At 60.1% G+C, this 26,097-nt stretch carries 29 protein-coding genes and 2 pseudogenes; 8 read left to right on the forward strand and 23 right to left on the reverse strand.

Annotated elements, in window-relative coordinates; all coding sequences use genetic code 11:
- The first annotated feature begins 138 nt into the window (after window positions 1–138).
- A pseudogene (locus RAD10_RS08260) lies at window positions 139–1,488 on the forward strand (transposase).
- 484 nt (window positions 1,489–1,972) lie between these two features.
- Here the strand turns inward: RAD10_RS08260 and RAD10_RS08265 are convergent.
- Window positions 1,973–2,143: a hypothetical protein gene (locus RAD10_RS08265; RefSeq protein ID WP_461617031.1), complete on the reverse strand. Its 171-nt coding sequence runs from the start codon at window positions 2,141–2,143 to the stop codon at window positions 1,973–1,975.
- 301 nt (window positions 2,144–2,444) lie between these two features.
- Between RAD10_RS08265 and RAD10_RS08270 the strand changes: the two genes are divergently transcribed.
- From RAD10_RS08270 to RAD10_RS08280, 3 genes are all read left to right on the forward strand, one after another.
- Window positions 2,445–2,669, forward strand: a complete 225-nt coding sequence (locus tag RAD10_RS08270) for a hypothetical protein (RefSeq protein WP_097668212.1) — start codon at window positions 2,445–2,447, stop codon at window positions 2,667–2,669.
- 257 nt (window positions 2,670–2,926) lie between these two features.
- Window positions 2,927–3,154 (forward strand): hypothetical protein, encoded by a 228-nt coding sequence (locus RAD10_RS08275; protein ID WP_461617032.1) that lies wholly within the window; start codon window positions 2,927–2,929, stop codon window positions 3,152–3,154.
- 444 nt (window positions 3,155–3,598) lie between these two features.
- Window positions 3,599–4,123, forward strand: a complete 525-nt coding sequence (locus RAD10_RS08280; RefSeq protein ID WP_461617033.1) for an ATP-dependent DNA ligase — start codon at window positions 3,599–3,601, stop codon at window positions 4,121–4,123.
- Window positions 4,124–4,171: 48 nt separating this feature from the next.
- Here the strand turns inward: RAD10_RS08280 and RAD10_RS08285 are convergent, their stop codons facing one another.
- From RAD10_RS08285 to ligD, 3 genes are all read right to left on the reverse strand, one after another.
- Window positions 4,172–4,972 (reverse strand): hypothetical protein, encoded by an 801-nt coding sequence (locus RAD10_RS08285; protein ID WP_461617034.1) that lies wholly within the window; start codon window positions 4,970–4,972, stop codon window positions 4,172–4,174.
- A gap of 553 nt (window positions 4,973–5,525) precedes the next feature.
- Window positions 5,526–5,720 (reverse strand): hypothetical protein, encoded by a 195-nt coding sequence (locus tag RAD10_RS08290; RefSeq protein ID WP_461617035.1) that lies wholly within the window; start codon window positions 5,718–5,720, stop codon window positions 5,526–5,528.
- On the reverse strand, window positions 5,717–6,637 hold the full coding sequence (gene ligD, locus RAD10_RS08295) for a non-homologous end-joining DNA ligase (protein WP_461617036.1): 921 nt from the start codon (window positions 6,635–6,637) through the stop codon (window positions 5,717–5,719). Before ligD ends, RAD10_RS08290 begins: the two co-directional genes overlap by 4 nt.
- A gap of 115 nt (window positions 6,638–6,752) precedes the next feature.
- Between ligD and RAD10_RS08300 the strand changes: the two genes are divergently transcribed.
- Window positions 6,753–6,941, forward strand: a complete 189-nt coding sequence (locus tag RAD10_RS08300; RefSeq protein ID WP_461617037.1) for a DUF3606 domain-containing protein — start codon at window positions 6,753–6,755, stop codon at window positions 6,939–6,941.
- 56 nt (window positions 6,942–6,997) lie between these two features.
- On the opposite strand, the pseudogene RAD10_RS08305 reads toward RAD10_RS08300, so the two are convergent.
- The 3 genes and pseudogenes from RAD10_RS08305 to RAD10_RS08315 all read right to left on the reverse strand — a co-directional run bounded on the left by RAD10_RS08305 (window position 6,998) and on the right by RAD10_RS08315 (window position 9,942).
- Window positions 6,998–7,682 (reverse strand): annotated as a pseudogene (locus tag RAD10_RS08305) (SOS response-associated peptidase).
- Between the two features lie 35 nt (window positions 7,683–7,717).
- Window positions 7,718–7,927 carry a hypothetical protein gene (locus RAD10_RS08310; protein ID WP_461617038.1) on the reverse strand — a complete coding sequence of 70 codons (210 nt, stop codon included), beginning with the start codon at window positions 7,925–7,927 and terminating at the stop codon, window positions 7,718–7,720.
- Between the two features lie 359 nt (window positions 7,928–8,286).
- Window positions 8,287–9,942: a recombinase family protein gene (locus tag RAD10_RS08315; RefSeq protein WP_461617039.1), complete on the reverse strand. Its 1,656-nt coding sequence runs from the start codon at window positions 9,940–9,942 to the stop codon at window positions 8,287–8,289.
- Between the two features lie 222 nt (window positions 9,943–10,164).
- Here RAD10_RS08315 and RAD10_RS08320 point away from each other — a divergent pair, with 222 nt between their 5' ends.
- Window positions 10,165–10,749 carry a class I SAM-dependent methyltransferase gene (locus RAD10_RS08320; RefSeq protein WP_461617040.1) on the forward strand — a complete coding sequence of 195 codons (585 nt, stop codon included), beginning with the start codon at window positions 10,165–10,167 and terminating at the stop codon, window positions 10,747–10,749.
- Window positions 10,750–11,286: 537 nt separating this feature from the next.
- Here RAD10_RS08320 and RAD10_RS08325 read toward each other — a convergent pair.
- The 12 genes from RAD10_RS08325 to RAD10_RS08380 form a co-directional block, all read right to left on the reverse strand.
- A complete protein-coding gene (locus RAD10_RS08325) occupies window positions 11,287–11,664 on the reverse strand; it encodes a c-type cytochrome (protein WP_461617041.1) in 378 nt (125 codons plus the stop codon).
- An 18-nt stretch (window positions 11,665–11,682) separates the two neighbouring features.
- On the reverse strand, window positions 11,683–12,318 hold the full coding sequence (locus RAD10_RS08330) for a c-type cytochrome (protein ID WP_461617042.1): 636 nt from the start codon (window positions 12,316–12,318) through the stop codon (window positions 11,683–11,685).
- Window positions 12,318–13,175: a substrate-binding domain-containing protein gene (locus tag RAD10_RS08335; protein ID WP_461617043.1), complete on the reverse strand. Its 858-nt coding sequence runs from the start codon at window positions 13,173–13,175 to the stop codon at window positions 12,318–12,320. Before RAD10_RS08335 ends, RAD10_RS08330 begins: the two co-directional genes overlap by 1 nt.
- Window positions 13,159–15,006, reverse strand: a complete 1,848-nt coding sequence (locus tag RAD10_RS08340; RefSeq protein ID WP_461617044.1) for a methanol/ethanol family PQQ-dependent dehydrogenase — start codon at window positions 15,004–15,006, stop codon at window positions 13,159–13,161. The genes RAD10_RS08335 and RAD10_RS08340 overlap by 17 nt, the downstream gene beginning before the upstream one ends.
- 106 nt (window positions 15,007–15,112) lie before the next feature.
- Complete coding sequence (locus RAD10_RS08345; RefSeq protein WP_461617045.1) at window positions 15,113–15,901, reverse strand: GlcG/HbpS family heme-binding protein; 789 nt, start codon at window positions 15,899–15,901, stop codon at window positions 15,113–15,115.
- Window positions 15,902–15,984: 83 nt separating this feature from the next.
- Complete coding sequence (locus tag RAD10_RS08350; protein ID WP_461617046.1) at window positions 15,985–16,908, reverse strand: cytochrome c oxidase assembly protein; 924 nt, start codon at window positions 16,906–16,908, stop codon at window positions 15,985–15,987.
- Window positions 16,896–17,249: a hypothetical protein gene (locus tag RAD10_RS08355; RefSeq protein WP_461617047.1), complete on the reverse strand. Its 354-nt coding sequence runs from the start codon at window positions 17,247–17,249 to the stop codon at window positions 16,896–16,898. The genes RAD10_RS08350 and RAD10_RS08355 overlap by 13 nt, the downstream gene beginning before the upstream one ends.
- Window positions 17,246–17,845, reverse strand: coding sequence for a cytochrome c oxidase subunit 3 (locus RAD10_RS08360; protein ID WP_091965609.1), 600 nt, complete (start codon window positions 17,843–17,845; stop codon window positions 17,246–17,248). The genes RAD10_RS08355 and RAD10_RS08360 overlap by 4 nt, the downstream gene beginning before the upstream one ends.
- Window positions 17,842–19,749 carry a cytochrome c oxidase subunit I gene (gene ctaD / locus RAD10_RS08365; RefSeq protein WP_461617077.1) on the reverse strand — a complete coding sequence of 636 codons (1,908 nt, stop codon included), beginning with the start codon at window positions 19,747–19,749 and terminating at the stop codon, window positions 17,842–17,844. The genes RAD10_RS08360 and ctaD overlap by 4 nt, the downstream gene beginning before the upstream one ends.
- 2 nt (window positions 19,750–19,751) lie before the next feature.
- Window positions 19,752–20,804: a cytochrome c oxidase subunit II gene (coxB, locus tag RAD10_RS08370; protein WP_461617048.1), complete on the reverse strand. Its 1,053-nt coding sequence runs from the start codon at window positions 20,802–20,804 to the stop codon at window positions 19,752–19,754.
- A 21-nt stretch (window positions 20,805–20,825) separates the two neighbouring features.
- Window positions 20,826–21,158, reverse strand: a complete 333-nt coding sequence (locus tag RAD10_RS08375) for a hypothetical protein (protein ID WP_461617049.1) — start codon at window positions 21,156–21,158, stop codon at window positions 20,826–20,828.
- Window positions 21,159–21,307: 149 nt separating this feature from the next.
- Window positions 21,308–21,430 carry a hypothetical protein gene (locus tag RAD10_RS08380; protein ID WP_461617050.1) on the reverse strand — a complete coding sequence of 41 codons (123 nt, stop codon included), beginning with the start codon at window positions 21,428–21,430 and terminating at the stop codon, window positions 21,308–21,310.
- Between the two features lie 206 nt (window positions 21,431–21,636).
- On the opposite strand from RAD10_RS08380, the gene RAD10_RS08385 reads away from it, so the two are divergent.
- Window positions 21,637–22,095 carry a metallophosphoesterase family protein gene (locus tag RAD10_RS08385; protein ID WP_461617051.1) on the forward strand — a complete coding sequence of 153 codons (459 nt, stop codon included), beginning with the start codon at window positions 21,637–21,639 and terminating at the stop codon, window positions 22,093–22,095.
- Between the two features lie 150 nt (window positions 22,096–22,245).
- Here the strand turns inward: RAD10_RS08385 and RAD10_RS08390 are convergent, their stop codons facing one another.
- From RAD10_RS08390 to RAD10_RS08405, 4 genes are all read right to left on the reverse strand, one after another.
- Window positions 22,246–22,665, reverse strand: a complete 420-nt coding sequence (locus tag RAD10_RS08390; protein ID WP_461617052.1) for a hypothetical protein — start codon at window positions 22,663–22,665, stop codon at window positions 22,246–22,248.
- A gap of 546 nt (window positions 22,666–23,211) precedes the next feature.
- Window positions 23,212–23,649, reverse strand: coding sequence for a YybH family protein (locus RAD10_RS08395; RefSeq protein WP_461617053.1), 438 nt, complete (start codon window positions 23,647–23,649; stop codon window positions 23,212–23,214).
- A gap of 126 nt (window positions 23,650–23,775) precedes the next feature.
- Entirely contained in the window at window positions 23,776–23,946 is a 171-nt protein-coding gene (locus RAD10_RS08400) for a hypothetical protein (protein WP_461617054.1), read from the reverse strand.
- Between the two features lie 587 nt (window positions 23,947–24,533).
- Entirely contained in the window at window positions 24,534–24,911 is a 378-nt protein-coding gene (locus tag RAD10_RS08405; RefSeq protein WP_018320022.1) for a PRC-barrel domain-containing protein, read from the reverse strand.
- Between the two features lie 428 nt (window positions 24,912–25,339).
- On the opposite strand from RAD10_RS08405, the gene RAD10_RS08410 reads away from it, so the two are divergent.
- The coding region (locus RAD10_RS08410) for an ABC transporter substrate-binding protein (protein WP_461617055.1) at window positions 25,340–26,097 on the forward strand (758 nt) is incomplete at its 3' end.

Below are 26,097 nucleotides of genomic sequence, written 5' to 3' on the forward strand. Positions count from 1 at the left end.
GACTTCCCTAGCTGAGCCGCAGTGCTTCTCGTCTCGGCCGTTTCGGTCTGTTTTGATTTCGATATGTCCGCAAAGGGCCGATTCCGTTGAAAAAGTCGGCTGTTGCGGCGCAGAGATATCAGTGATTCAGTCTGTCTTATGAGGCATCGGCAAGTCGAACAGGCTGCGTTGTTCTATGAGTTCTCACTCGAGAAGCATATTCCCGCTGACCACCTGCTCAGATCGATCGATAGGTTCGTCGACCTGGAAGAGATCAGACGGGACCTGGCACCTTTCTACAGTAGCATCGGGCGGCCTTCGATCGATCCTGAACTGATGATCCGGATGCTCCTGATCGGTTACTGCTTCGGCATTCGATCGGAGCGGCGCCTGTGCGATGAGGTTCATCTCAATTTAGCCTACCGGTGGTTCTGCCGGCTCGGCCTGGATGGAACGGTGCCGGATCACTCGACGTTCTCCAAGAACAGACATGGCCGATTCCGGGAGAGTGATCTGTTCCGTCGTGTGTTCGAGAGCGTCTTGCGCCGCTGCATCCGGGAGCGGCTGGTCGGTGGGGACGGATTTGCAGTCGATGCGAGCCTGATCAAGGCGGATGCCAACCGGCAGAAGGGGATCGAAGGCGACAAAGGACTCCCCCCGGAAGTCGCCGGTCGGGCGATCGATGAGTATCTGGCCGTCCTCGACGATGCCGCTTTCGGAGCCGCTACCGAGGTCACGCCGAAGCTCGTGTCGCCCTCCGACCCGGCAGCGCGCTGGACAGGGGCGCATGGCGGCCAAGCCTTCTTCGCCTGCTCGACAAACTACCTGGTCGACATCGAGAACGCAATCATCGTCGATGTCGAGGCGACTACTGCCATCCGGCAGGCGGAGGTACTGGCGGCCAAGCGCATGATTGAGCGCTCGCTGGAACGGTTCGATCTCTATCCGAGCCGGCTTCTCGGCGACAGCGGCTATGGCTCCGCCGAGATGCTCGGCTGGCTGGTCTATGAGCACGGCATCGAGCCACACGTTACAGTGTTCGACAAGTCGGTTCGCACAGATGGGATCTTTCTCGCGCGACGACTTCACCTATGACCACGCAGGTGACGTCTACCGCTGTCCCGACGGCAAGGTCCTCACCACGACCGGCGCGCTGGTCAACGATGGTGCCACCATGCTTTACCTCGCCAGCAAGCGCGATTGTGATCGATGCGCGCTGAAGTCCCGGTGTTGTCCCACGCAGGCTTCACGGAGGGTACCACGCTCGATCTATGAGGGGGCTCGCGACATGGCGCGCCAGATCGCACGATCGTGGGGGGGCGCACTTCACGGCGGCTCCGCAAGAAGATTGAGATGTTGTTCGCGCACCTCAAGCGCATTCTCAAGCTCGACCGTTTGCGATTACGAGGCCCAAACGGCGCGCGCGACGAGTTCACTCTCGCAGCCACCGCTCAGAACCTTGGCAAGATGGCCAAACTGATCCCGATGCAAACCCTCAAGCCCGCATAAAAGCCGATGCAGCCCCCCGGCCGTGTCGGCGCTGGCACCAATACATCGGATTACTGCCGCCTTTTTCAACGAAATCGGCCCGCAGCAGACTCCGGCCCAGCGCGCGGGGGAGGTCTGCTTCCCAAGGCTACTGGGCCGACGGGCCATGCTGGTACGAGGGCAGAGCTTTTGATCCAACTTCGACCCTAAGGTGAGGTTAGCTGCGCCACCATCGAAGCGTAGCAGGACCTCATTCCGCCCTAAGGCGTAGGATTTCGTAGGATTTGCGCGCCGCCGGACTTCCCCAGGCTGCATGTTCAGGGCTGCGGCGTCATCGGGGCTGGCCCCCAGCTCCCGCTGACAAGGCTAGCCGTCCACCCCTCAGGGACGGCATCGAGCACCGCGTCGATTGCGTTGTCCCGAGCGGTTGCCGCAAGCCATAGCTGGCGCTCGCCACTATCTGTGATCACCCGAACAATATGAACCCGCTGCATCCTTCGCCGCTTTAATGCTCATAAGGCGTCTCTCGCTGCGCTTTCTCCGCCATGGCCATCCACTCTTCGCTCAGCTTCAGCCACGCCTCCTTGTCGGCCGCACGCGTTGCATTCTGCACCTCCTCGAGACAGGCATTTGCTTGGCGCAGGTATCTGTCAGCATCGTTGTCGTCCATGAGCACCAAATGCGTCCCGGGGGTGAAGGTGCCAAAAAAATACCGCGGGGGCCTGGAGCGGCGCGCGCGGCTGCGCCGCGAGGAACGTGAATCCCCCGTAATTGCTCCACCACAGCCGAAGAACAGGTGACCTCTCTTGGTTGACGCCCCAGCCGTCCAGACAGCTGGGGCTTTTTCGTCCCGCGGCGCTCAGCCGGAGCGCCGCGCCGCAATCTCCTCCCTCACATATTGTGATTGAACCTATTAACTATTTAATATATTTAATTGTGGTTTAAATATTATGCCGCGGAACTCTCGGAGGGTGGAAATGTCAGAACAAGAAGATGACGATCGGCGGGAATTTCTGAAGACCTGCGGCAAGTTCGCCGTTGTAACTCCGCCTACCATCACAGCATTGCTGTCGACATCCCTGACTAGCACAGCCATCGCGCATTCCGGCGGCGGCTTGAAGCATGGCCCTCGTGGCAACAACGGTTACGGCAATGGCGGGGATGATGGCAGCCCCAACGGCAAACCCGACAAGAACCGGTGACCTGGGGAAGGGCCAGAACGCTTGGCATACTGCCTAGTTCTCCCGATGCCATTTCCCAGGACACCCCGGCAGGCCCCAGCTCCGGCACCCTGCCCCACGGAGCTGGGGCCAATTTTGTAAGGCCTTGAGCCGTATTTTCGCACGCAATCGTGACCGGCACCTACCGCTCGAGCTTGGGTGCATTGCCATATTTTCCCGACGCGCTTGAATGAAGCTGATACACTCCCAAGATGCATGGCATATTGGGAGCAACTTCATTGACTGACGAAATTCCATCGCCCAGCCGCTTCTTCGTTCGAATCGGAGGCAAGGGATGGATGGTCTACGATCGCGAACGCAAAGGCCCAGCACTGATCGGGACCGCCTGGGCCGCCGGTTTGACCAAGGAGCAAGCTGAACGAGCGCTACGTTCGCTTACTGCTTCGCCTGCCGAAAGCCGCCCCTCTGAAATTGAGAGGCCCGCCGGCGTGAACTGGCAGCAATAACGTACAGTTGGTCCCTGTATTTCTTGCGAATCCGGCCACGGTCGGGAAAAATAAGCAGCGCGCGCCTATTTTCGAGGCTGCGCTTAACGGCCTCAGCATCCGAGCCAGCCCCGGAACTGCTCGAGGCCGTTTGCTATTTCCTGTCACAAACCTGTGGCACGGCCATTGCTAAGCTTAGGCCAACTGGGATTTCGGCGCTCAGTTGGAGAATAAATGCTGCCGTGACCTTCATTTCGAGCCGGCAGCGTTCTACTTCGAGACGCTCGGGACAGTTGCCAGCGTAAACCAAATAGACGGCCTCTGCTCGGCGGGAGCTGAGGCCGTTGGGATTGCTCCGGTTTCAGGGGGGCTCTTGGGACACCGGAGCAGAGAAGCAATCCTTCAATTTGCTACTTTTTCCCGATTCGTAAACGCTGCGCGAAATCTTATCTTCGGCCGATGCGTATGGCGTACAAGCTCTGCCTGACTACCGCCAGCAAGCAGGTCCCGAACGGGCCGGACTGGATTCATGAGGTGAAGCACGACGGCTACCGGATGCTAGTCATTCAGGAGAACGAACGCGTGCGCCTCCTCTCCCGAAACGGCACCGACTGTACGAAGCGTTATCCCTGGATTGCTGAGGCGGCGTTGACGAACCGCCAGAAGCAATTCGTAATCGATAACGAGGCCGTGTTTCTCGGCGTTGACGGCGTCTCCGACTTCAACGCGCTGCACAGCCGCAAGCATGATCACGAAGTTCAGCTCTACGCCTTCGACATTCTTGCGATGGGCGGTAACGACGTGCGCGCTCTTCCTCTGCATCTCAGCAAACCTCGAGCAGCTACTGGCTCGCCGGCCGAACGGGATCATCATGGCGCCTTTCGTAGGCATCGTGCCCGATCTATTTCGAGCCGCCTGCTTCAAGGGCCTGCCCGTCTGCAAACATCACCCCGCTCACCCCCGCCGAGCAGATCGAGCAGAGCTATGTAGAGGGGTCATCGGGCACTCGCCGGGCCCGGTTGATCGGTTCCGATCGCTCTAGCGCATCGACCAGGGCCACGCCGATGATGTTTGCGGTTTCTTGACTGGCGGCAGCGCGGGGGTTGGCGCCGGCTTTTGCGTCTGGGCGACATTGGCCGACTGCCGCGTCCGCGGCAGTGGTATTTTGGACGTCGCCTTTGGCTCTTCGGGGCTCATTTTTGGCTCTTCATGCATCACATTTGGCTCTGCGGCGTTGGCGATGACGTGGGCGAGTTGTTCCTGGCTTGCGTTGAGCCGCTCGGTGAGCGTTTGGCTGTCGCGCGCGATCTGAATCTGGGTCGCCTTGATCTGGTCGATGGTAGTATTGTTACGCGCCATTTCTTCCCGGCTCGCCTTGATTTGGCTCACGAGATTCTCATTGTCGCGCACCAATTGTTCTTGTCTCACCTCGAGCTGTTCGACCGTTTGCCTCAAGGTAGCGAAATCGCGCGCAAGCGGTTGGAGCTGCCGCGCAAGTTCGGAAGACAGGGCAACTGCAGTCGGCGCGGCGGCGTGCGGCGCGGCCTGTGTCAAAGGTCCCGGGTCTGAGGGGGGCACCATCGCCTTATCAACGGAAGGTGACCACCGCCAGGCAGCGACACCAATGGATGCTGTCAATAGAGAACCGAAAACCAAGTAGCGCCAACCCGCCGAGCGATGAATCGTTGCTGGCGTGGCGCGAGACGTCTTCCCCCTGATCGGCGGGGCCAGAGGACCGACTTCCTCTTCGCGCGCTGGGTTGACCAGTTTAAAAAGCTGCTCCTCCAAGCTTTTCGTGATCTGCTCTTCCGCGAGCTTGTCGCCCAGCTTGGAATCCATTTGGCGCTCCACATCAAAAGCAATGGCACCCGCCTGAGAGCGATCCGCATCTGCGCTACGGCGAGCTAACATTCAACAAGACGGTTTTTGAGCCTGCGAAGCTTTCCCAAAGGTGGGCATGGAGCTGCACGTCAAGTCGTCTTTTTTACCAGCTCACCCAGAACTGAACTGGCGCTTTTAACGCAGTCGAGGAGGCGGAAGTATGTTCAGAACGCAGGGAACGACAAGGACGGATGACCAGAGTGGCGTGCTTTTGCGATAATAGCCGGATGAGCTTTTGGAGCCGGCCCGGAGCCTCAGGCGCGACCGGTGGGTGCCTCCAGGGCGAGAAGGTTCCGCACCCGTGCCCGAAGGCCCGGCGGCGTGAAACCGGCCGGCCTGTTCGCTCATTGCGCGCGCCCCATCCATCCCTACATCGGCACTTCGTCCCAAATAACGCCGGTTGCGCGGTCAGCTAGGGTTGCCGCGCCATCGTCATAGATCGGCGCGTCGAGTGACCAGGGCGCCTTTGATGTCCCCGTACGACTTAACGGATTCTCGCAATAGAAGGCAATTAACGCAGAGCGCGCTCTAGTTCACGCACGGCCTCGACGACCTCCTCGTCATCCAGCACAGTAAGCAAGGCGTCGATCGTAGCTCTTTCGTCGAGGCCGCCCGGCTCGACGTGGCGTGCCAGGATGTTCTGCGCACCCCACATGGCGAGCAACACCCGCTTCTCTGAGCGAAGCTTGGGGCCGACGCGGGTCATAAGTCCTCCCGGAGGCCCTTGAAGAATGGATGCCGCACCTTGCCTTCGGCTGATTTGGCGCGGTACTCGATCTCAGCGAGCAGCTTCGGTTCGACCCAAGTGCCTTTGTGAGCAATGCGCTTTGTGTAGGGCTGGGTTTTACGGACCAGCGGCTCCAGTCGCTTGCGCAGTTCGTCGGCTGATGTCTTGTCGAAGCCGTGGTCGACCTTGCCAGCATAGATCAGATCATCGCCCTTGCGGCGTCCGAGATACACGCCGTCCCATTTGCCTTCGTCCAGTGCGAAGCCGGCGATGGTTAGCGTCTCTCGCTGCGCGCAGATCGTCTTGACCCAGTTGTGGCCCCGACCACTGTTGTAAACGCTGTCGCGAACCTTAGAGACGACACCCTCAAGCCCAACCTTGCAGGCATGCGCGAACATCTCGCGCCCTTCAATCTCGAAACTCTCGCTGAACTGCACGTCCGTGCCGCAAATGATCTTCTTCAGCTCAGCCTTGCGCTGTACGAGCGGCAGTCTTCGGAGGTCTCGTCCATTCAGATAGAGCAAGTCAAAGGCGACCAGCACGATCTTGGATGACGTGCCTTTGAACTCGTTCTGAAGCACCGAGAAATCAGTCGTCCCGTCAGCAGCGGGGACAACAATTTCGCCATCGATGATCGCCGAGCCCGCCTTGATGTGCCAAGCGTCGTCGGCGACTTTCTTGAAACGCCTGGTCCAGTCGTAGCCGCGGCGGGTGTAGATGGTCATGGCTTCATTGGCCAGGTGCACCTGAACACGATAACCGTCGAACTTGATCTCATGAATCCACCGCTCCCCGGACGGCACTCTCTCGACGGAGGATGCCAGGGCCGGTTCGATAAAGCCGGGGAAGGGCGCCTTCACGCCGATTACCGACTTCCGCTGCCGCTGCGACGCCACAGAAACACTCCACGCAACTCACACTATGATTCGAATCTTTGTGCGCGGATTCGTTCCGGTCCGATCAGGAACCAACCGAATCTCCATGCGTTTCAGCAGCGCATGGAGGTGCAATATGGCTAAGGCGAAGAAGCAGACCGCTCGCGGTCGTAAGCAAGACCGCGCTCGCGTGGCGGGTAGACAGGAATACGAAGTCGGCTACGAGGCAAAGAAGATGGGGCGCTCCGCATCCGCGGTTAAAAAGGCGGTCAAAAAGGCCGGCAGCAGCCGCAAGAAGGTAGAGGGGCGGTTGCGGTCTAAATAGCTACTTCGCGCTCATTCCAGGTTAGGCCTGTCCGCGATTCCGCAGCGTGCAAAAGGCTACCTCGCTGGTGTGGGATCCTCCTTCACGCCGCGAGCAACAATGCGCAGCGCGCCGTCAGGAAGCGGCCGTTGTAGCTTTAGCGCCTCATCCGCAGGGGCGTTCATCCAGATCTCCACCTCATCAGCGGTCGTCAGGATCACGGGCATAGCCTTCGGATGGACGGCGCCGACTTCGGCATTGGGCTCCGTCGTCAGGAATGCATAGAGGTCGTTGGTCGTGTCGCCCTCCTTGACCTTCCGGACTGACGTCCAGTTGGTCCAAATGCCGGCAAAGCATAGGAGGGGCGGCTTTGTTGAACTCACTGAACGAATTGAATGGCACCACGCAGCGATTTTCGACGCCGAGCCAACGCATCCAGTGTTTGCTCTTTACGTTGCGGATGTTGGTGGTTCCGGAATCCGGCTCCATCCGGAGCAATTCCTTGAAGTCCACGGTCTTCCCCTTGGCTTGCAGCTTCTCGGCGCGCTTCTTGGTCGCGTCCATTAGTGCCCTTGACGACGATGGCATTCCCCAGCGGGCTAGCGCAAGTTCGCGGCCGTGGGCGCCGGTCCGGACGATAGGTGCCTTGTAGTCAGGAAAAACGCCGGGCATTGGCGGTAGATTGCCGGCATATTGATTGACGACGCGGAACAGTGCCAGGATGGCGGCCTGGTTGGTCGTGATGCTGTAAAGATTGCACATTCTTCAATTACGATGGATGGCGGTTTCAGATTGGCTCATTGGGCGCCGATACTCGATCCCTGCGCGTGAAGCTTGGTACGGTCGCCGGTCATTTCTTCAACGTAGTCGTCAATAGCCTTCATCAACTTATCGCGGTCAGCGCGGCCGTCTTTCCTGGCGAACACAAGATAGTGGCGCAGCCGGCCGAGCTCGGCGAGGTCTGCTGCAACTGCCTCGGCCCGGGCGTCTTCCACGCGCAGGCGCATGCGCTCCCTGTGCCACGCCTTCGCTGCCGCCCTGTTCTCTGCTTTGGTCATGACGCAAGAATAGGAGCGAGTCGGAGAGGTGACCAGCCGCTGGGGCTTGCGGGTACACGCGGGTGGATCGCAATTGCTTGGTCAATACCGACAAAAGGTCTGTGCTGATACTTTTTGAAATACCGAAATTGCGCTTGCTCCGTCGGGCAAAACAGTGGTTCATAGGGCGCTGGCTTTAATAGTGAGGACCAGCCAAATGGCCGACGAAATCGAGACCTCCTCCGAGCTGTCAAAGATTGCAAAGCTCAACGGGGACTTCAGGAGGAACTACGGCACGCTGCTGGGTGCCTTTTTGTACTTACGTTCGATCAGTGCGGCGCGAGGTCGCCCTTGGTTTTGGGGAACCTTTTTGTCTGTGATTTTTTCAGCCGCTTTAGGCTGGCTGATGCGCCATGGTTGGACGATGCCAGCTCTATTTTGATCATACGAATAAGTTTGGCGAATGAGTCGACTCGCGTACCTTGCTGTCGAGAAAGGCTGGCGTCCGAAATCCTTAGATAAGTCGCGCGGCCACGCGAAAAGGGGATCAGCACGTAGTCTTGAATGGCCCTGTTCTCCCCATTCAACCGACCTATTGCCAACAATCCGGATTTGATCCTGTAAGTGTAGGTCCTCCAAAAAGGGATATATCGTGGGTTGATATTCGTCGCACGACGAGCCAACAAGAACGAAATATCAAACTTATCGTTTAACGTAACTCCAAATTCATTGGGGGTAACTTTCAATCCTCGCTGCTTTTGCAGGGCAGCTCGGATCCCTTCCTGATGCTCTGCCAAGATGGCTGAGCTGGAGGCTCGGCAATCGAACCAGTCGCAGTCTCGGGACGCCCGATAGCCGATCAATGCATATGCCTTGCGTAAAGAGCCGAAGCGATCAACGTATGAATCAGAACAGGGAAGGCCCCGGGTGGAATTGATAATCTGGGTCGTCAGGCGGCCTCTGTGCACTAGCGTAGCGCGGAGGCGCTTCAACATTTCGACTTCCGATATCGCGACGTAGCGGTCCTCCATGATGTGTTGGGCGCCCGCGAAGAGTTCTTCGTCAACAATGGGTTTGATGTCGGCAGAGCTGCGAACCCACTGCTCCGGCGGGTTAGATTTTAGCTTCTGTCCGAGCTGCTTCGAAGTGCGATTGTAGACGACCTTGCCGATGTAATTCTCATTTTTGAGGACGTTGTGGACCATGAGACGAGTCCATGGCCGACCATGATGATTGCCAATTCGCTCCTGGTTGAGCGCACGAGCAATCGCAGCGTCAGACTTCCGTTCTTCGACAAACTGACGGAATATCCAGCTGATGGTTCTCGCTTCCTCTTCGGACCCCGCTTTAACAAGGACGCGGTCTGATTTCAGGGATTTGTATTCTCCCTTGCCGAGTTGCGCTTTGGGGCGGCCGTTTTCGTCAACAAGCTCCCTGCGAAGGCCGTACGTAGTCGGAGCTCCAGCGCGGTAGCCGAGGCTGGCCAGCTTGCACAGCCCCGAATGAACTTTGACAGAAAGCTCCCGGCTGTACTCGGCCGCCATCACGCGCTTGATGTTCTTGATGATGCAAGACAGAAGGCCGCCGTCATTGTCGAATTGCTCGGCGCAATAGGCGACCCGAACCCCATTCTGCTTGCAGACAAATTCGTAGTGCGCACTTTCGTCGACGTCTTGAAAGCGACCCCACCGGCTTACGTCATAGACGAGCACGTGGTCGAAGTCGGCGCGCCCCGACTCGATGTCATCGATCAGCTCGATCAGACCCGCTCGGCCCTTGATCCTAAGTCCGCTGCGACCCTCGTCCCTATAAGTGCGAACGATCGTGAGGCCCTTGTTTCGCGCGTAGGCGGCGATTGCGGCGGCCTGGTTCTGTATCGAATAGCGCTGCATCTCGGTCGACATCCGAACGTACTGCGCCGCGCGAAGGGCAGAGGTGCGCTTCGCCAGGCTCGTTCCTCTGGGCACAACAAGAGCGTTGCCCATGAATGATGCCTCGATCATCCGCAGGGATGGGGACGCACGTCCGTTCCCGTGGCGCGCAACTATGCCGCAAGTGCCTCTTGTTTCCAAATGTTTCTGATTGTGTTAACGGGCCGCCACCATCAAAAAGTGTGCCCGGCCAACCCGTCATGAGCATTGTCCAAAGAGTAAAGCGCAAGCTGTTTCCGCCAAGCGAGGTGATCGAGGGGCTACGAGAACCCCGAGTTGGTTGAAACGATTTTCCTTAAGACAATTAATTGCAAACCCGGTGGCGACTGGCCGCTCGTCGCCGGCCTGAACTGTGTTCTCGATTTTGGCGGAGGCGCCGGCCTGCATTACAAGGTGGCGCGCCAGAAATCGTCAAATATCCGATGGGCAGTGGTCGAAACGCCAGCCATGGTAAGGCGCGCGAAAGAGCTCGCCACGGACCGGTTGATGTTTTTTGAGCGTATCGAGGACGCCGCCGCGTGGCTCGGAAACATCGATCTGGTTCACTCCAATGGGGCGATACAATATGTGCCCGACGCATTAGGCACCATCCGGGCGCTCTGTTCGGTCAGACCAGCGAGGTTGGTCTGGCATCGCGTTCCTATCAGCGACGGAGACGCTAGGCTAGAGGTCCAGACGTCGTACTTGAGCGATAACGGACCTGGGAAGGTATACTCATCCGCGGAAAAGCTAGTGAGATACGAGAGGACCTGGTTTTCCGAACGGGCATTCATCGAGGCTCACAACGGCTACCAGATAGCTGAACGCGGCCCTGACCCTGGTGAGCACGGGACCCAGCAATTTAGATTTGTGCCGCGCTAGCGATGCAAGGGCGCGGCGGAGGTCGGCTTACGCGTGAAGCATCCGTTGACGCCCGATGGCCGATACTTCGTCGTGCGCGGACAGCTCTGGCGCATGGCCAAATCCGCACCTCTGAGAAAACGAGCGCTCCGTGCTTACAAAGCGTCTGATGTCCGCGAGGCGCGCGGTCCGGGCCGCCAAGGCGTCGAAAGATCCATCAGGCTGAAGCCGCCGCGCATCGGGCCGTAGACGAAGCCAAAAGGGCGCTAGGCGAACGGGGACCCGACCTCAACCGACGCATGGCGAGGAACACTCCCTGTTTTGAGTGGTTCTCGAAAATCAAAGGCGACTAGAAAGCCAACGAAGCCTGAAACCGGGGTGCACTCGGCCGTCGCGGTTGAGTTATGTCCGCTCTCGGTTCTACTGCGACACTTCCAGAGGTTAGAATTGGGGGCTGCTTGTGACCCAATCCGGACTAAGTCACCGTGACAAACTTGTTTCAGTGACTTGAGTCGGACGCCGCGAGACACCAAGGGTTACCAGTGCTAATGGCAGAGCTCACTTAAGCGTATAGAGAAACGCGGCGATATCGCGCGCGTCCTTCTGCGAGATGCCCATTTTCGGCATGGCGTTGCCGGGCAACGCACGCTGCGGATCTTCGATCCAATCAGCCATGTTGTCCGGCGAGTTCTGGATATAGCCGGCGATATAGGTGCGCGTGCCGATCCGGTGCAGAGGCGGGCCGACATTGCCGTCGGCACCAGCAATGCCGGGAATGTCATGACAGGAGCCGCATTGATATTGCTTGACGAGGTCGCTGCCACGGCGCGCATCCCCGGTGAAATTATCGGGGCCGGCGGCCTTGCCCGGCTCGCAGGCAGCGGCAGTCACGGCGAGCAGCGCGACGATTAGCAATCGTGTCGTTGGACTGACCATCGGCTGCTCCGCACTCCATCAGGGCTTTTGGCCGAAGTTGAAGGTCTTGGTGGCAGACCATGGATCGGTCGTCGAGACCTGCTCGCTCGGGACCTGCTCCACCTCAGGCGACAGGGGATTTGCCGAGAAGGTGCGGCCCCATTGCCGGCTTGGCTCGTTGCTGATCTTGCCGATATAGGTCACGAGGTCCCAGATCACGCTGTCGGGCAGCACGCCGCCCCACGCCGGCATGCCCTTGGGCCGACCCTGATAGATCGACAGATAGATGTTCTCGGGCTGGGAGCCGTATGTGAAGAGGTTGTTGCTCAGCGCCGGTCCCATGCCGCCGCCGCCATTCGGAGCATGGCAGCCGACGCAATTGAAATTGACGAAATAGGTCATCCCGCGCTGCTCGGCATTGGGGTCGCCCTGGACCGGGTTCTTGATCACAGGCGGATTCGGCTGTGCGCCCGGGAACAACGTGGTCACGGGGACCTGCATGAATACACTCGGCCTGCCGTTGCCAACGCTGCCGCCGAAGTTCGGCCGCGGCGCCAGCGTCGGCATCTGCGCCTCCTGGGATTGCGGCAGGGTCTGCTGGGCGAGCACTGCGGTGTTCGGCACCACCGTCAGTATTAGCGATAACGCGCTCGCGCGCAGTGGTAAAGCAGACATCACTCGTGTCCTCCCGAGGCCGTCACGCGCTCGTCGAACAGAGGTACGCCGTAGCTCCGCAACAGTGCAGCGATGTCGGATCGATGTGCGTCGATGAACGCGTTCAGCTGGTCGCGCAGTGCGTGGTCGCCCTTGCGAACGCCCATCGAAATGGCGAACTGGAATTGTTGAGGTGCGAAGCGTTCGCCGTCCCGGATCGGGGCGACCGACAGCGGCACCTTGGAATGCGCGGCGAAATAGCCGCCCAGCGGACCCCAGGCGGCGGCGACGTCGATCTCGCCGTGTTCGACCGCCTCGATCAGGCGCGCAGGCGGATCGGCCTGACGATAATCGCCATAGATCGAGTATCCCCGGACATTGTCGACGATTCCGAGCTGGCCAAGCGCCTGCGCCGGCGGCGGGTTGTTGCCGTCGTCGCCGACAAGATGGATGCCGATCGTCAGACGATGTAGGCGGGGGTCGAGCAGGGACGAGAGATCGAGATGCTCGTCCCTGCGGCTCACGAAAACATAGGTCGAGCGATAATAGGGCTTTGTGGTCTCCACAAGCTCATAGCCGGCAGGCACGCCCATCACTACGTCGCATTTGTCGGCCTTGAGCGTGTTGCGGACGAAACCGCGACGCTGTGCCCACCAGGTGTAGGATACCGACCGCCCCAACGCCTCAGCCACCATCGAGGCGAGCTTGTTCTCGAAGCCCGCATCCGTGTTGTTGGAAAATGGCAGATTGTTCGGATCAGCGCAGACACGAAGCTCGCCATTCGGCGCGGCAGATGCCGGCGAGGCGATCCCGATCAAGCCGGCGAGGGCAAGAGCGAGAGCAACAGTGAGGGCGGCCCAATCACTGCTGAGGCGCATGGCTGCCGTCCTGATTGCTGGTGCCGCCGAGCTTGAACACTAGAAGCTCGCTGCCGCCTGCGGTGTAGAACGGCAAGTCCTGCATGGCACCGGCGAAGCCGAGCGCGCCGTTGCGCACCCGCTGATCGACCTCTGCATTCGCGACGGCGCCAGGCCAGCCGCCGACGCCCGAAAGGATTGCGATGTACTGCTGCCCATCCGAGCCGCGGTAGGAGATCGGTTGGCCGATGAACCCGGAGCCTGCCCGAAACTGCCAAAGCAATTTGCCTGTTTTTGCGTCCACCGCCTTGAACAGGCGGTCCATCGTTCCGTAGAACGCGACATCACCCGCCGTCACCAGCGCGCCGCTCCAGACCGGCAGCTTCTCGTGGATCTCCCAGACCTTTTTGCGCGCGACCGGATCCCACGCCATGAACTCGCCGCGATGGCCGCCCGGGCCGGCATACATATCGACATCGGCACCGACATAAGGCGTACCGGCAATGTAGCCGACCTGCGACGCCTTGAAGTTCATGCAGAGATGCTGATGCGGAACGTACAGGAGCTTGGTACGGGGTGACCAGGCCGACGGCTGCCAATCCTTCGCGCCAGGCGCGGTCGGGCAGATGTTCTCGACCGTCTTGCCGACCAGCGGGGTCTTCTCCTCGTTGGGGATGATCTTGCCGGTCTTGAGGTCGACACCCTTGTAGGCGTTGACGAACTCATAGGCGTCCGCCGAGATCACCTCGCCAGTGGCGCGATCCATGACGTACATGTAGCCGTTACGGCCGGGGTGAATCAGCACCTTCCGCGGCTGGCCGTTCAGTTCGAGGTCGACCAGCACGTTCTCATTGATTTCGTCATGGTCGAACAAATCGTGCGGATTGACCTGATACGCCCATTTCGCATGCCCGTTGTCGGGATCCCTCGCAAAGATGGTCGTGCTCCAGAGATTGTCGCCGCTGCGCTGGTTCGCATTCCACGGGCTGGGATTGGCCGTGCCGTAATAGATCAGGTTGAGATCGGGGTCATAGGAAATCCATCCCCACATGGTGGCGCCGCCGACCTGCCATCGATCGGCAGGCCAGCTCTTGACGCCGAGATCCTTGCCCTTGAGGTTCTCGTAGAACGGCTTGAAGTCGTCGCCGATCAAAACGTCCTTGTCGGGGCCGGTGGCATAGGCGCGCCAGGCTATGGCTCCGGTGTTCTCGTCGAGTGCGGTGACCCACCCGCGGACGCCCATCTCTCCGCCGCTGTTACCGATGAGGACCTTGCCCTTCACGACGACGGGCGCCATCGTGATGGTCTCGCCCTTGTTGATCTCACCCAGTTTGGTGTGCCAGAGCTCCTTGCCAGTCTTGGCATCGAGTGCGACCGAGTGGTTGTCCAGCGTGTTGAGGAAGATCTTACCGTTGTCGAAAGCGAGCCCGCGATTGACAACGTCGCAGCAGGCAACGCCTGCTGCGGCGGGTTCAGGCTTCGGTGCATACGACCATTTCAGCTCGCCCGTCGTCGCATCCAGCGCGAACACGCGGTTCGGGTACGGGCCCGCATAGGGGCTGACCACATACATGGTACCGTCGACGACGAGAGGTGCCGCTTCCTGACCGCGATCAACCCCCACGGAGAACGTCCAGGCGAGCCGCAGGCCTGAGGCGTTGCTGGCGTTGATCTGGTCGAGCTCGCTATAACGGGTGTTGGCGTAGTCGCGCGCAGCCATCGGCCATTGGCCAGGATCCTTCATGCGGCTGGCGAGATCAGTCTGCGCAAGGCTGGGTGAAAGCAACGCAAGGCTCACGCAGAGCGTACTCGGTATTCCCCACAGCAACCGCCTGAGGCCGGACATTAACATAAGTGAAGATCTCCACGGCAGTGACGAGGCCGTGCCGCGTTGCAGGCCGGTTTGCGAACGTACAAACGTTGCACGCGTGCTTGGTTCCTGAGTGCTCGAGAGGGAGCTATCTAACGACATTTCCCGATACGCCCGCGCCGAGGTCGACGGCAATCTGATCCTCCTTGCCGTTGCACTTGGGATGACCGAAACCCGACGGGCTTTTGCCGTCCGGACCGATGTCGTAGATGATCGCATCTTTCATGTTCGGGCTGACGCCGGCCGGAACGTGATCGAGGCCGAGGAAGTGGCGCACGCGCCAGGCCACATTGTGATCCGCACAGGAGCTGTCGCCACTGACGCCGAGCGCGCCGGCGATGCCGTTTCCGTCGTAGAGCGCCAGCCCGCCTCCGAACACGATCGTGCCGCCGACCGGCTTACCAACCATCGGATCATGAGCGGTGCCGAATTCGTCCGGTGTGCCCGCGTAAATGACCTCAGGAGACGGCGGGTTACCGAGAGCCGCACCGAACAGGAAGCCGCCGGGCTGGGCGCCCGCGTAGAGATTGGCGGTCGCCATCGCCTTGTCCTTCAGGCTGAAGGCGTTCGCCGTGTTGGCCTTTTCGGCGGCGATGGCGCGGCTGCCGAGCCATTGCTCGTCGACCTTGCTGCCGCTGTAGGCTACGGCACAGACCACGCCTTGCCGGTTCACGACAGCAGCCCACTCGTTGTTGTCGAGGCCGCCATTGCTGGGACCGCCGGCGGGCTTGACGCTCTTCTTCAAGATGTCCGCGAGCTGATCATGGTCGACCGGACACGACATTCCTGTGCGCGGCTGATCTTGCGCGCTTGCGCCTTGCAGCGTCGCAAGAGCGGCCGCGATGATAACGGTCGCTCGGACGGTTGGTTTGCCCATATGGCCTCCACGCGATGGTCGAGAGTCAGCTGGCGAACGTTGCATCACAGCTGCGGTTCCTATGTTCGCCCTCAGTCCATGATTCAGCCGGCGTGCCGGGCCACCGGCATGGAGGAGCGCGCAGGAATCGTGATGAGCCACCGATAGGCGAAGAACAGCGCAGCGCCGGTGTAGAGCATCCCCATGGGCACCCACATCAAAATGCCCGCGAGCTGCTGATCCTCCAGGGGAGACAAGTCGAACTCGCCGGCAAGCGCGCCTTGGCCCGGAATCCATGTGCGCGTCGACAGCGTCAACAGCGCTCCGAGCACACCGGAATGAAGGACAGTGACGAACAGGCAAGCGATCGCGATGCCGTCCCGCAGCCGCAGGCTGCGTCCGACGCCGCGGCCATGGAAAAGCACCCACCAGAACAACAGCGCGGTGGCAAAGAAGCTGATGTGCTGAAGGCGGTGGATAGCAGTACTTTCCAGCGCCCATGCATAGAGCGGCGGCGCATGCCAAGCCCAGAGCGCCAAACCATGCAGGGCCGTCGCGCTGACAGGATGGCTGACGGCAGCCCAGGGCTTGGCTACCGTTGGCCAATTCAGGAAGCGACCTGCAGCAGGACGCAGCGAGGCGGGCAAGCTCCACATCACCGGCCCGTTGATCCGCGCGTAGGCCATCAGCGGCGCGCCGACCACCATCAGCAATTCGTGCTCGATCATATGCGCGGTGAACAGGCGCTCGCCGAGCCAATGCAGCGGCGAGGTGAGGGCGAGCGCGACGATCAGCCAGCCGGTCCAGAAGGCGCCGACCTGACGGAAGCTGACGCCGCGGCCGCCGCCGGCATGGCGCCAGAGCCGTTGTGTGCCGATGTAGAAGGAAATACCGACGACGTAGAGCGGCGCCAGGAGCCAGGGATCGGAGCTCCAGAGCGAGCCTGTGTCGACCTCGGAGATGCCGTGCGCTGACGCAGGCGTTGCCAGCAGGCCGAGCAGGATTGCCAAGAGGCTCAGCGCAGGCATGGGCTGATCAACAGCGAGGCCGCGAGCTGGTCCGCGATGACCAGCGCGAACAGAACGCCGGAGCCGACGCCGAGCCAGGCCATGAACGTCCGGGGGCCACCGCCATGCGCATCGCTCCATTCCGCACCGGCGCCACGACGGACGGCACGGGCGGATATCGCGGTGCCGGCCAGGGCGATGCCGGCGAGCACCGCGCTCATGATCGCACCGCTGAACCTGGTCGACTCGCACGAGAAATGCGCGAACGTGTAGATCCCCTGCAGGTTGATAGCCCAAGCCAGGGGGCCGAGCGCGACGCCGGCCCAATAAAGCAGTTTCGTATGTCGTTCCGTATCGGTCATAGGCGTGGTACCCAGTCGAGCAGCGCGTAGAGCGGCAGCCAGGCCAGCACGACGAAGTTCCAGTAAAACACGTTGTCGGTGACGTCGCTGAACCTGCGTGGCTTCGCGTGCCGCGTGAACATCAGCACCGTCAGCACCACGGTGTCGCCGAGATCGGTGACGAGATGTGTCGTGTGCAGCCCGAGGATCAGCCAGACGATCGATCCGTAGGCTGAATTGTCCCAGCGCGTGTTGAGATGGGCGAATTCGAACCCGCGCAACACCAGCAGGGCGATACCGATCAGCGACATCACGATCAAGCCTGTGCGTACCCTGGCAAGATCCTGCCGGTGCGCCGCGCGGTTGGTCATCTCGTTGGGGATGACGCTGAGGAGATAGACGATGACCTCGGCCGTACCCGGCCAGAGATCGGGCGGGGTAGCGCCAATCGGCCAGTTGGGGTTGACGGCGTAGAGATAAAGATAGGCGCCGATGGCGAGGGCGAACCCCATGCCCTCCAGCGCCATGAAGCCCATGGCGCCCCACCAGGGACCGCTTCGGGGACCGTAACCATAGGTCGGCAAGTCGCCGACATTGCGAACGATGGTCTGCCTCACTCCTCGTCCTCCTTGTGGCCGGCGGGCCAGAACCAGCCGATCAAGGCGACCGCCATTGGTGGGGTGCCCCACAGCACGGCCCACGGCGTAAAGATCGAGCCGATGAAGAAGACGGTCGTCGCGATGGCTGTCAGCAGAGGCCAGATGCTCGGTTCGGGAGACGCCTCGCGGACCTGCGGCTCTGCTTCGGCGAGCGACGTCAGCAGCACCTCACGGCGTTCCACACTCAGACCTGCGACCACCGGCATGCTCTCAGTGTCGAACCACAGGGGATCGCGGTGCTTGACGACAGGAATGCGGTCAAAATTCTGCGGCGGCGGGGGTGAGGATGTCGCCCATTCCAGGGTCGAAGCATCCCAGGGATTGTCTCCCGCCAGCGTGCCGCTGCGAAGACTCTGGATCACGTTGACGAGCAGCAGCGCGAAGCTGAGCGCGAATATGAGGGCGCCGCCGCTGGAGAGTAGGTTCAAATGCGCCCAGTCCATATCCGCGGTGTAAGTGTAGACGCGCCGCGGCATCCCGATCAGTCCGAGGATGTGCATCGGGAAGAATGCGACGTTGAAGCCGACAAAGGCGAGCCAGAAATTCCAGCGTCCCAGCCTCTCGCTGAGCATCCGGCCGCAGATCTTAGGAAACCAATAATAAACGGCGCCGATCAGCGGGAAGACGGCGCCGCCGATTAGGACATAATGGAAGTGGGCGACGACGAAATAGGTGTCATGCACCTGGGTGTCGATCGGTACCGAGGCGACCATCACGCCCGACAATCCACCCATGACGAAGATCACGATGAATCCGATCACGAACAGAAGCGGCGTGCGGTAGACCGGGCGACCGTCCCAGAGCGTGGCCAGCCAGCAGAAGATCTGCAGGCCGCTGGGCACCGCGATCAGCATGCTTGAGGCCGTGAACAGGCCGGCGCCGAGCTGCGGCAAGCCCGTGACAAACATGTGGTGGACCCACAGGCCGAACGACAGGAAGCCCGTTGCGATCAGCGAGAGGATGACGACAGGGTAGCCGACCACGGGACGTCGGGCAAACGTTGCGAGGATCGCCGAGACCATGCCGGTGCCGGGGATGAAGATGATGTAGACCTCGGGATGGCCGAAAAACCAGAACAGATGCTGCCAGAGCAGGGGATGCCCGCCCGACGAGGAATCGTAAAAGCGCGTGTTGACGAGGCGGTCGAGGATCAGCGAGGTCGATGCGACCATGATGGATGGCATGGCGAACATCACCAGGAAGCTGGTGACCAGCATCGCCCAGACGAAGAGGGGAATACGGTCCAGCGTCATGCCGGGCGCGCGCTGCTTGAAGACGGTCACGACGATCTCGACGGAGACCGCAAGCGCAGCCACTTCAGTGAAGGTGATCATTTGCGCCCAGACGTCGGGCCGTTTGGTCGGTGTGTACTGCAAGGAGGACAGCGGGACATAGGCGAACCAGCCGACATCCGGCCCCACGTTAAGGGCGAAGGACATCCAGAGGAAGCAGCCTCCGAACAAGAACATCCAGTAGCTGAAGGCGTTCAGACGTGGGAAAGCGATGTTCCGGGTTCCAACCATCAGCGGCACGAGGTAGACGGCGAAGGCCTCCATCACAGGCACGGCGAACAGGAACATCATCGTCGAGCCGTGCATGGTGAAGATCTGGTTGTACTTGTCCGCCGAGAGAAACGTGCTCTCGGGTTTGGCAAGTTGGACGCGCATGAGCACCGCGAGAATTCCGCCGAGCAGCAGAAATGCGAATGCCGTGACGATGTAGCGACGTCCCACGACCTTATGATCTACCGACATCAGCGCGCCGAAAAAGCTGGATGGCGTGCGCCAGATGCTCTCCATGCGCGTCGAAAGCTGAAGGCCATTCAGCGCGTCATCACGCAACTCGCGTTGCTCGGCCACCATGCTCACTTGAGCTGCTCCAGATAATGAATGAGCGCGATAAGCTCGCCCGACTGCAGCGGCATCCTCGGCATGTTATTTCCGGGCTTGATGTGCTGCGGATCGGCAATCCAGGCGCCTAGGGTTGCCGAGGACATCGGCAGCGTTCCGGCTGCGACCGTCGTCCGGCTGCCGATATGCGTGAGATCTGGGCCGACTTGGCCGCCGGCGAGCGTGCCGCGGATCGTATGGCAGAGCGCGCAGCCTCTTGCGCGAAACAGCTGCTCGCCCTGCTTGCCGAGCGGGTCGGTCGGGCTGGTGGCGCTTTGGTTTTCATGATCCCGCCAGCGCCCGTACTCATCGGGCGATAAAGCGAAGACGGCGAAGGCCATATGGGCGTGCTGAAGGCCGCAGAACTCAGCACACTGGCCGCGATAGACACCGGCGTTTCTCGCGGTGAATTGAAGCTCGTTCTTCTGCCCGGTGATCAGATCCATCTTCCCGGTCAGGCTCGGGACCCAGAAGCTGTGGATCACATCGGCGGATTCAAGTTCGATTTTCACCGCCTGGCCCGTCGGGATCCGGATTTCGTTCGCGGTCACGAAGCTCTGGTCGGGGCTATCGTCCTCGTAACGAACTTCCCACCACCATTGATGGCCGATGATCTTGAGGGTGAGCGCATGCTCGTCCTTGGTGAACACGGAGCGCTGACCGGCATAGCTGGCGATCGACAGCCCGACCACGATGACGAGAGTCGCGAGCCCCAACACGAAGACGATGCGACCGCTGGTCCGTTCAAAGCCCTGATGCAGCGCGAGAGGCTGTTCGGCGTGGCGCTTCCGGCGCAGCAGGCCGATGCAAAGCACGACAACGACTGCGGTCCAGACGATTGCTGCGACAATCAGGAAGATGAACAAAGTCTGGAGTATCTGGTTGGATTGAAGTCCCTGCGGGTCGAGCGCTGACTGCCGGCCGGCGCAAGCGGCCAGTGGCAACGTCGCAAATGGCACCAGAGCCGTTCGCATCCGGACAGGCATCAATGTTCGCCGCGCTCCCCTGTTGGAGGGCGAACCGGTCAAACCTATGATGGTTCCTATTCGTCATCGGAGCGGTTGGCGGAGCCTCGAGCACGACCGCACCGACATCCTAAATGGGGCCATTGCCTTGATGTCGTATGGCCGTCCGCTTATCCGCTTTGGCGACGCGCTGTCGGCGCATCGCATCGTGAACGAATTTTCCGCGAAGCAGCCGAAATGCAGGTTGCGGATTGACGACGATCCGCAACTGGCCCCAAGGGCGACTGCAAAGGCAATGACGAATTGCAGGCCGATCAGCATGACAAATCCGACTAATGACTGCGCAACACTGATTTCGCCGGAAAGAACGCTGTTAGCGTAGGTGGAGCCGAGTGCAACGGTGACGATCAAGTCCATGGCGTACCACTTCGCAGCGTTCTTGGGCCCGCAACGCGAAGCATGATAACGAGAGCGACATAGGTGAGGGTCGTACCGATGGCAGTTCGCAGGATCGGTGCCACCCCCCGGAAGATGATGTGCCCAACTTCAACTATCGGGTCGCCTGACTAGAACGGCCATCCTCTGGCCGCGATGAAGATGGCCGCGTCGGCTGCTGCCATAAGCGCCAGTACGAGGAGAACGGCGGTGACCGCACCGGGCTGCATGATCGCACGCAGGTCTTCAAGCATTCATCATCCTCGCCTGACCGTGCCATTCGTCGCCGCGGCGCTGTCGGCTTCGTGTTCTGAGCCGGCGTGCCAAGCTCCCGGCGGCGCGTGGCCATAATACCACTATTGTCTAAATGTGAACTCGGGCTAGATAAACGGCAATGCGAGCGCGCCGCGCTGGTTCCTAATCCTGCTTGATTTCGCCGTCTGTCAGGAGGAGCGCCACCTTGAAGATCGGAGTGATTTCGGACACGCATGGCCTGCTCCGGCCAGAGGTGGCGCTCTACCTCGCCGGCGTGTCGCATATCATTCATGCGGGCGATATCGGTGCCGAGCGAGTCCTCAATGAGTTACGACGGTTCGCCCCGGTGACAGCCATCCGGGGCAATGTCGACGTTGACGCCTGGGCACGCGATTATCCTGAGACAACGACCGTTCGCCTCGGCGGACACGGCTTCTATGTCTTGCATGATCTGAAAGATCTGGTCGCGAAGCCCGCGCCCAGCGGGATCAATGCGGTGATCTGTGGTCACTCGCATCGGGCGAGCGTGGGGGTGGTCGACAACGTCCTTTATCTCAATCCCGGCAGCGCCGGGCCGAAACGCTTCAGGCTGCCGGTCACGCTCGCAACCGTTGAGATTGACGAGGGGGGTGAGCTTCGGCCGGTCGTCCACACGCTTGATTGATATGCTTGAAATCTCGGACCGGCGGCCAGCCGTGGTTGGTGTGCGATGTCGGCTATTGGCCCGTAGCGGCCCTTGTCGCGCAGCCCGCCGACCGTCTGCTTTTGACCCAAAGCCGACTCGATTTCTGCGAAGGCACCAGCCTTGCCAACCTTAGATTTTGCCGAGTTGACGGTTAGTCCAGCTGCCCTCGAAAAACATTTGGCTGAATATCTGTCTAAAGCGGCCTGCTATGAACCCGATGCGTCCGAGGGCACGCTGATCAAGCCCACCGCCGCATGAATCCGGTTCAGCGTAGATTTCGAGCATCTGTCCGTCCGAGGTGCCTCGGATTGATTGCAGCACCCGACCCCGAGCCACATGAAAGGGATGCATTCCCGGAATTTCATGAATGTTCACCTCAATGATCTCGACTTTGGCGATGACTTCGGTCTTCTCGGCTGCCGGTGGGATCGCGTCGAGCAGGATGCGATGTTCAAATTGAGGGCCGCGGCAAGCCACAGCCGGAAAGGTAGTAATCAACACCGCAAGAAGTGTGCTCGCGAGACCTGCCCGCAGGATTATAGCGGTCACCTCCACCTCTCCTTTGTTTGGGGTCGTCGCTAATATTGCATCCTTTTAGCGATCAATCTTCTTGATGCAGGTGGGCTCGCCGCTGGGTTGAGGTGTGCAATCCCAGTCCGGTCCAAAGCCCGCATTGGAGTTCCGCTGTGGCAGGAATGGGTAATAAATGACAACCGTCGCAAAGATGGCGAGAGCAATAACAGCTGACACGAGCATCCACACAATGCCCGCACGATCCGGAATCCAGGGGAGCCGCCGAATGGATCGATGTCTCCTTCGGTTGGGATGCTTCACCGCCCGTACCATCGCTGCGTGCGAACTGCCCTAGAGCTTTCAACTATGGCGGTACAACTTAAGCGCTAATCGATCAAATCTCACGTCAAGCACGCTCTCAAGATTAACAGATCATTGCCGCCGACCTATAACGGCGGACGTCCGGAATTGGCCCTTAGCTGACCAATCTCGGCATGTTGCGTGATGGCAGCTTCTGACCCATCAAGCAGCCCTCGGTGTCCGGTGAGGCTGCCACCTCACCGGACCGATGAAGCCACCGCTTTAGTTGAATGTTTGCAGCCTCAATTTGAGCGAGCCATCGGCTTGGCGTTCGAATACGTGCATCGCCAAACCACCCAACGGAGATGGCTTGCCGTCCTTGTCCTTGCCCGTGGCACTCCACTTTGCTGTGCCGAATACAACCTTGTCGTCTCCGCCGGCGTCGATCATCTCCAACTTGTGACCCGTCACACCGTTCGCGAAGAGACCGGCAAAGAAACTCTCGATCTCAGCCGGACCTGACGCCACCTGATGTGTGGGCGGCATCAATTTTGCCGTCGCGACATAGGAAGCGCCGATGGCTTTCGCGTCGTGCTTGTTGAATGCGGCATCCCAAGCGGCGTAAGCCTGCTGCACGTCCCCCTTGGCGTCCGCGGCCAACGAAATTCCCGGCGCGCCGAGCAGACAAATGACTAGCGCTGATATTTGAGCCAACTTCATAGGATACTCCTCTGTTGGATAATTCCTTTTCCGCTTGATCAGATCATCAGTCCAATCGTCTGCCGCGGCTGCGCGCCCGCCAGCATGACGACACCGTCGCCGGTCGCGCTGCGGCCGGCCATTGGTTCATAGGGAAGAGGTGCAGGCGATGGTAACTTCAACGGCGCCGTTCACCTCGAAGTCCATATCGCGCGCCATGACACCGCCAATGCAGCCGGTCACACATGCGCCGAACTTCACCACCACGACCAGTTTTGCGAAGACACGTTCATCATGGCTGGTGCCGGAAGACTCCATCCAATAGTTCGCGCAACAGCAATTCCGGGCGATTACCGTCAGCCACGTTGACAAATGGGAGGGAGCGACGCCGCACATACTGCCTGGGCCGGAAATCCCTGCGCTTATCACCGGAGTAATTCGCCTTCTGGCCCGAAGGCGAGGTTCGGGCGGCGATCGCAGTTGTCGACTCGTTGGGGTAGACCGGAAGCAACCGGCCGCTTCCAAGTGGCGCTAATGACCTGAATACATCGGGGGCCAACAGCCGTGGGTTTGGCCCTATCAAAGTGGTCGATCGTCGCTATGATGTGTCTTAGGGGGCGAACATGAGGCGGCGCGAGACCTAGCGCCGAGGTACCACTATTGAGCTTGATGGCTATCGGTGGTTTCGCCTCGACTGAGCCGATAAGCGGTATCCTCGACGAACACAACACCGTCGGTGCTGCGGCTGGCAAGGCAGCGCCAATGAATCAGGCTCGACAATGCGGCAGCGAACGTCATCCAAACTTGAGACCTCGTCGCCAGGTTGGCGACCGGATTGGGGTTACCGCGTGGGGCCGGCCGATCAGGTCAGCTGGCACTCACGGAAATCGCTGATCCAGTCGGCGTTATAGGCCACCTCGCCCTTCCCAGTAGGTGGGCGTCCCATAATACCGGTGGGTTCGGGTTTCCCAATTTCGATCTTCCCAGGAGTCATCGCTAAACTCAGGCGCGTCCCTCAGCTGTTGCTCCGTGATATTGGTTCGGAAGCCTTCAAGTGACGTGTCATACGTCAGAGCGCCCCAGGGAATGGGGTAATGGCTGTGACCCAAGCCGACAAATCCGCCGAAGCTCATAACGGCATAAGCCACGCGACCTGACACCTTGTCGATAATTAGGTGATCAATCTCACCGATATTCTTTCCATCTGCTCCATACACCTCGGTTCCTTGAATGTCTTCGCTTGAGATGCAGTGATGATCCGGATGGGCTGTTGCGCGGGCCATGACTTTTTCTCCTTCATGGGTAGGTGGTTTTCGGCTTAACTCTGCCGCTCCGAGGGTGTTCCTGCGTTAGGCGTAACGGTCGCCGCGCCGATCACCAGCCTTGCGACGCTGACATGGACTTTAAGAGCTCAAACAGAGGGACGACGATGAGGCGCAGATCTGGCGACGACCAGCCGGGTCGCTTCGCGCCGCTGCTGCGACGCAATATTGCACTCACCAAGTGCTCACCTCTGTCGAGAACTGATATACTGCACCGCGTCGTCCTCAAGTTGTGATGAGGGTCGAATGAAGCGGCGGGAGTTCATAGCGGCCGCTGCGGCGTTACTCGTTCGTCACGGGGTTTGCGGGCGCAGAGCAGTCGCTATCGACTTGGCTTTCTCGCTGTAGGTGATGGAAGCGGGCGGAGGCTCAATCAAACCGAACTGGCGTTGTTTGATGGGCTGCGAGACCACGGTTGGATAGATGGAAGAAATCTGATTATCGATTATCGTTTTTCCCAACCTCCGGATCGACTGCCCGCTTCAGTTGCCGATCTCGTTGCCCTCAGTCCCGATGTGCTCATCGTCGCGGCACCGCAGGCAACCAAGGCCCTGAAATCGGCAACTGCTACCATTCCCATCGTATTCGTAGCTGTGGCTGACCCTGTGGGACTTGGCCTCGTGCAAAGCCTAGCGCGTCCCGGCGGCAACATAACGGGACTTGCGACTTACGTGCCGGGGGATTTTGTCGCAAAACGAATAGAAATCCTGCGGGAACTGGTGCCTGGTGCCTCGCGGTTTGCAATCCTGGCCAATCCAGGCAACCCGATGCATAGGCTGTTGTTAGCCGACGAGGTACCCAGTACGGCCCGCAACCTGGGTGTGGCTCTGCCGATAGTTCAGGCGATCACGGCCGAGGAGCTTGATGTGGCCTTTGCCTCGGCTGCCGCCCAGCGCGCTGATGCTATCATTGTTTTTGGCGATACTCTGACCGTTGTCGAGGCCCCCCGAGTCGTCGCGCTCGCGGCGAAACATCATCTGCCTGCTGTTCATTTCTCCCGACAATTCGCCAATGGGGGATTGATCGTCTACGGGCCCGATATCGCCGATCTCTTCCGCCGTGCAGGCGGTTACGTCGATAAGATACTTAAAGGCGCCAAGCCGTCCGATCTGCCGGTAGAGCAGCCGACTAAATTCGAGTTCGTGAT

It is taken from the genome of Bradyrhizobium sp. 23AC (genome assembly GCF_054863025.1).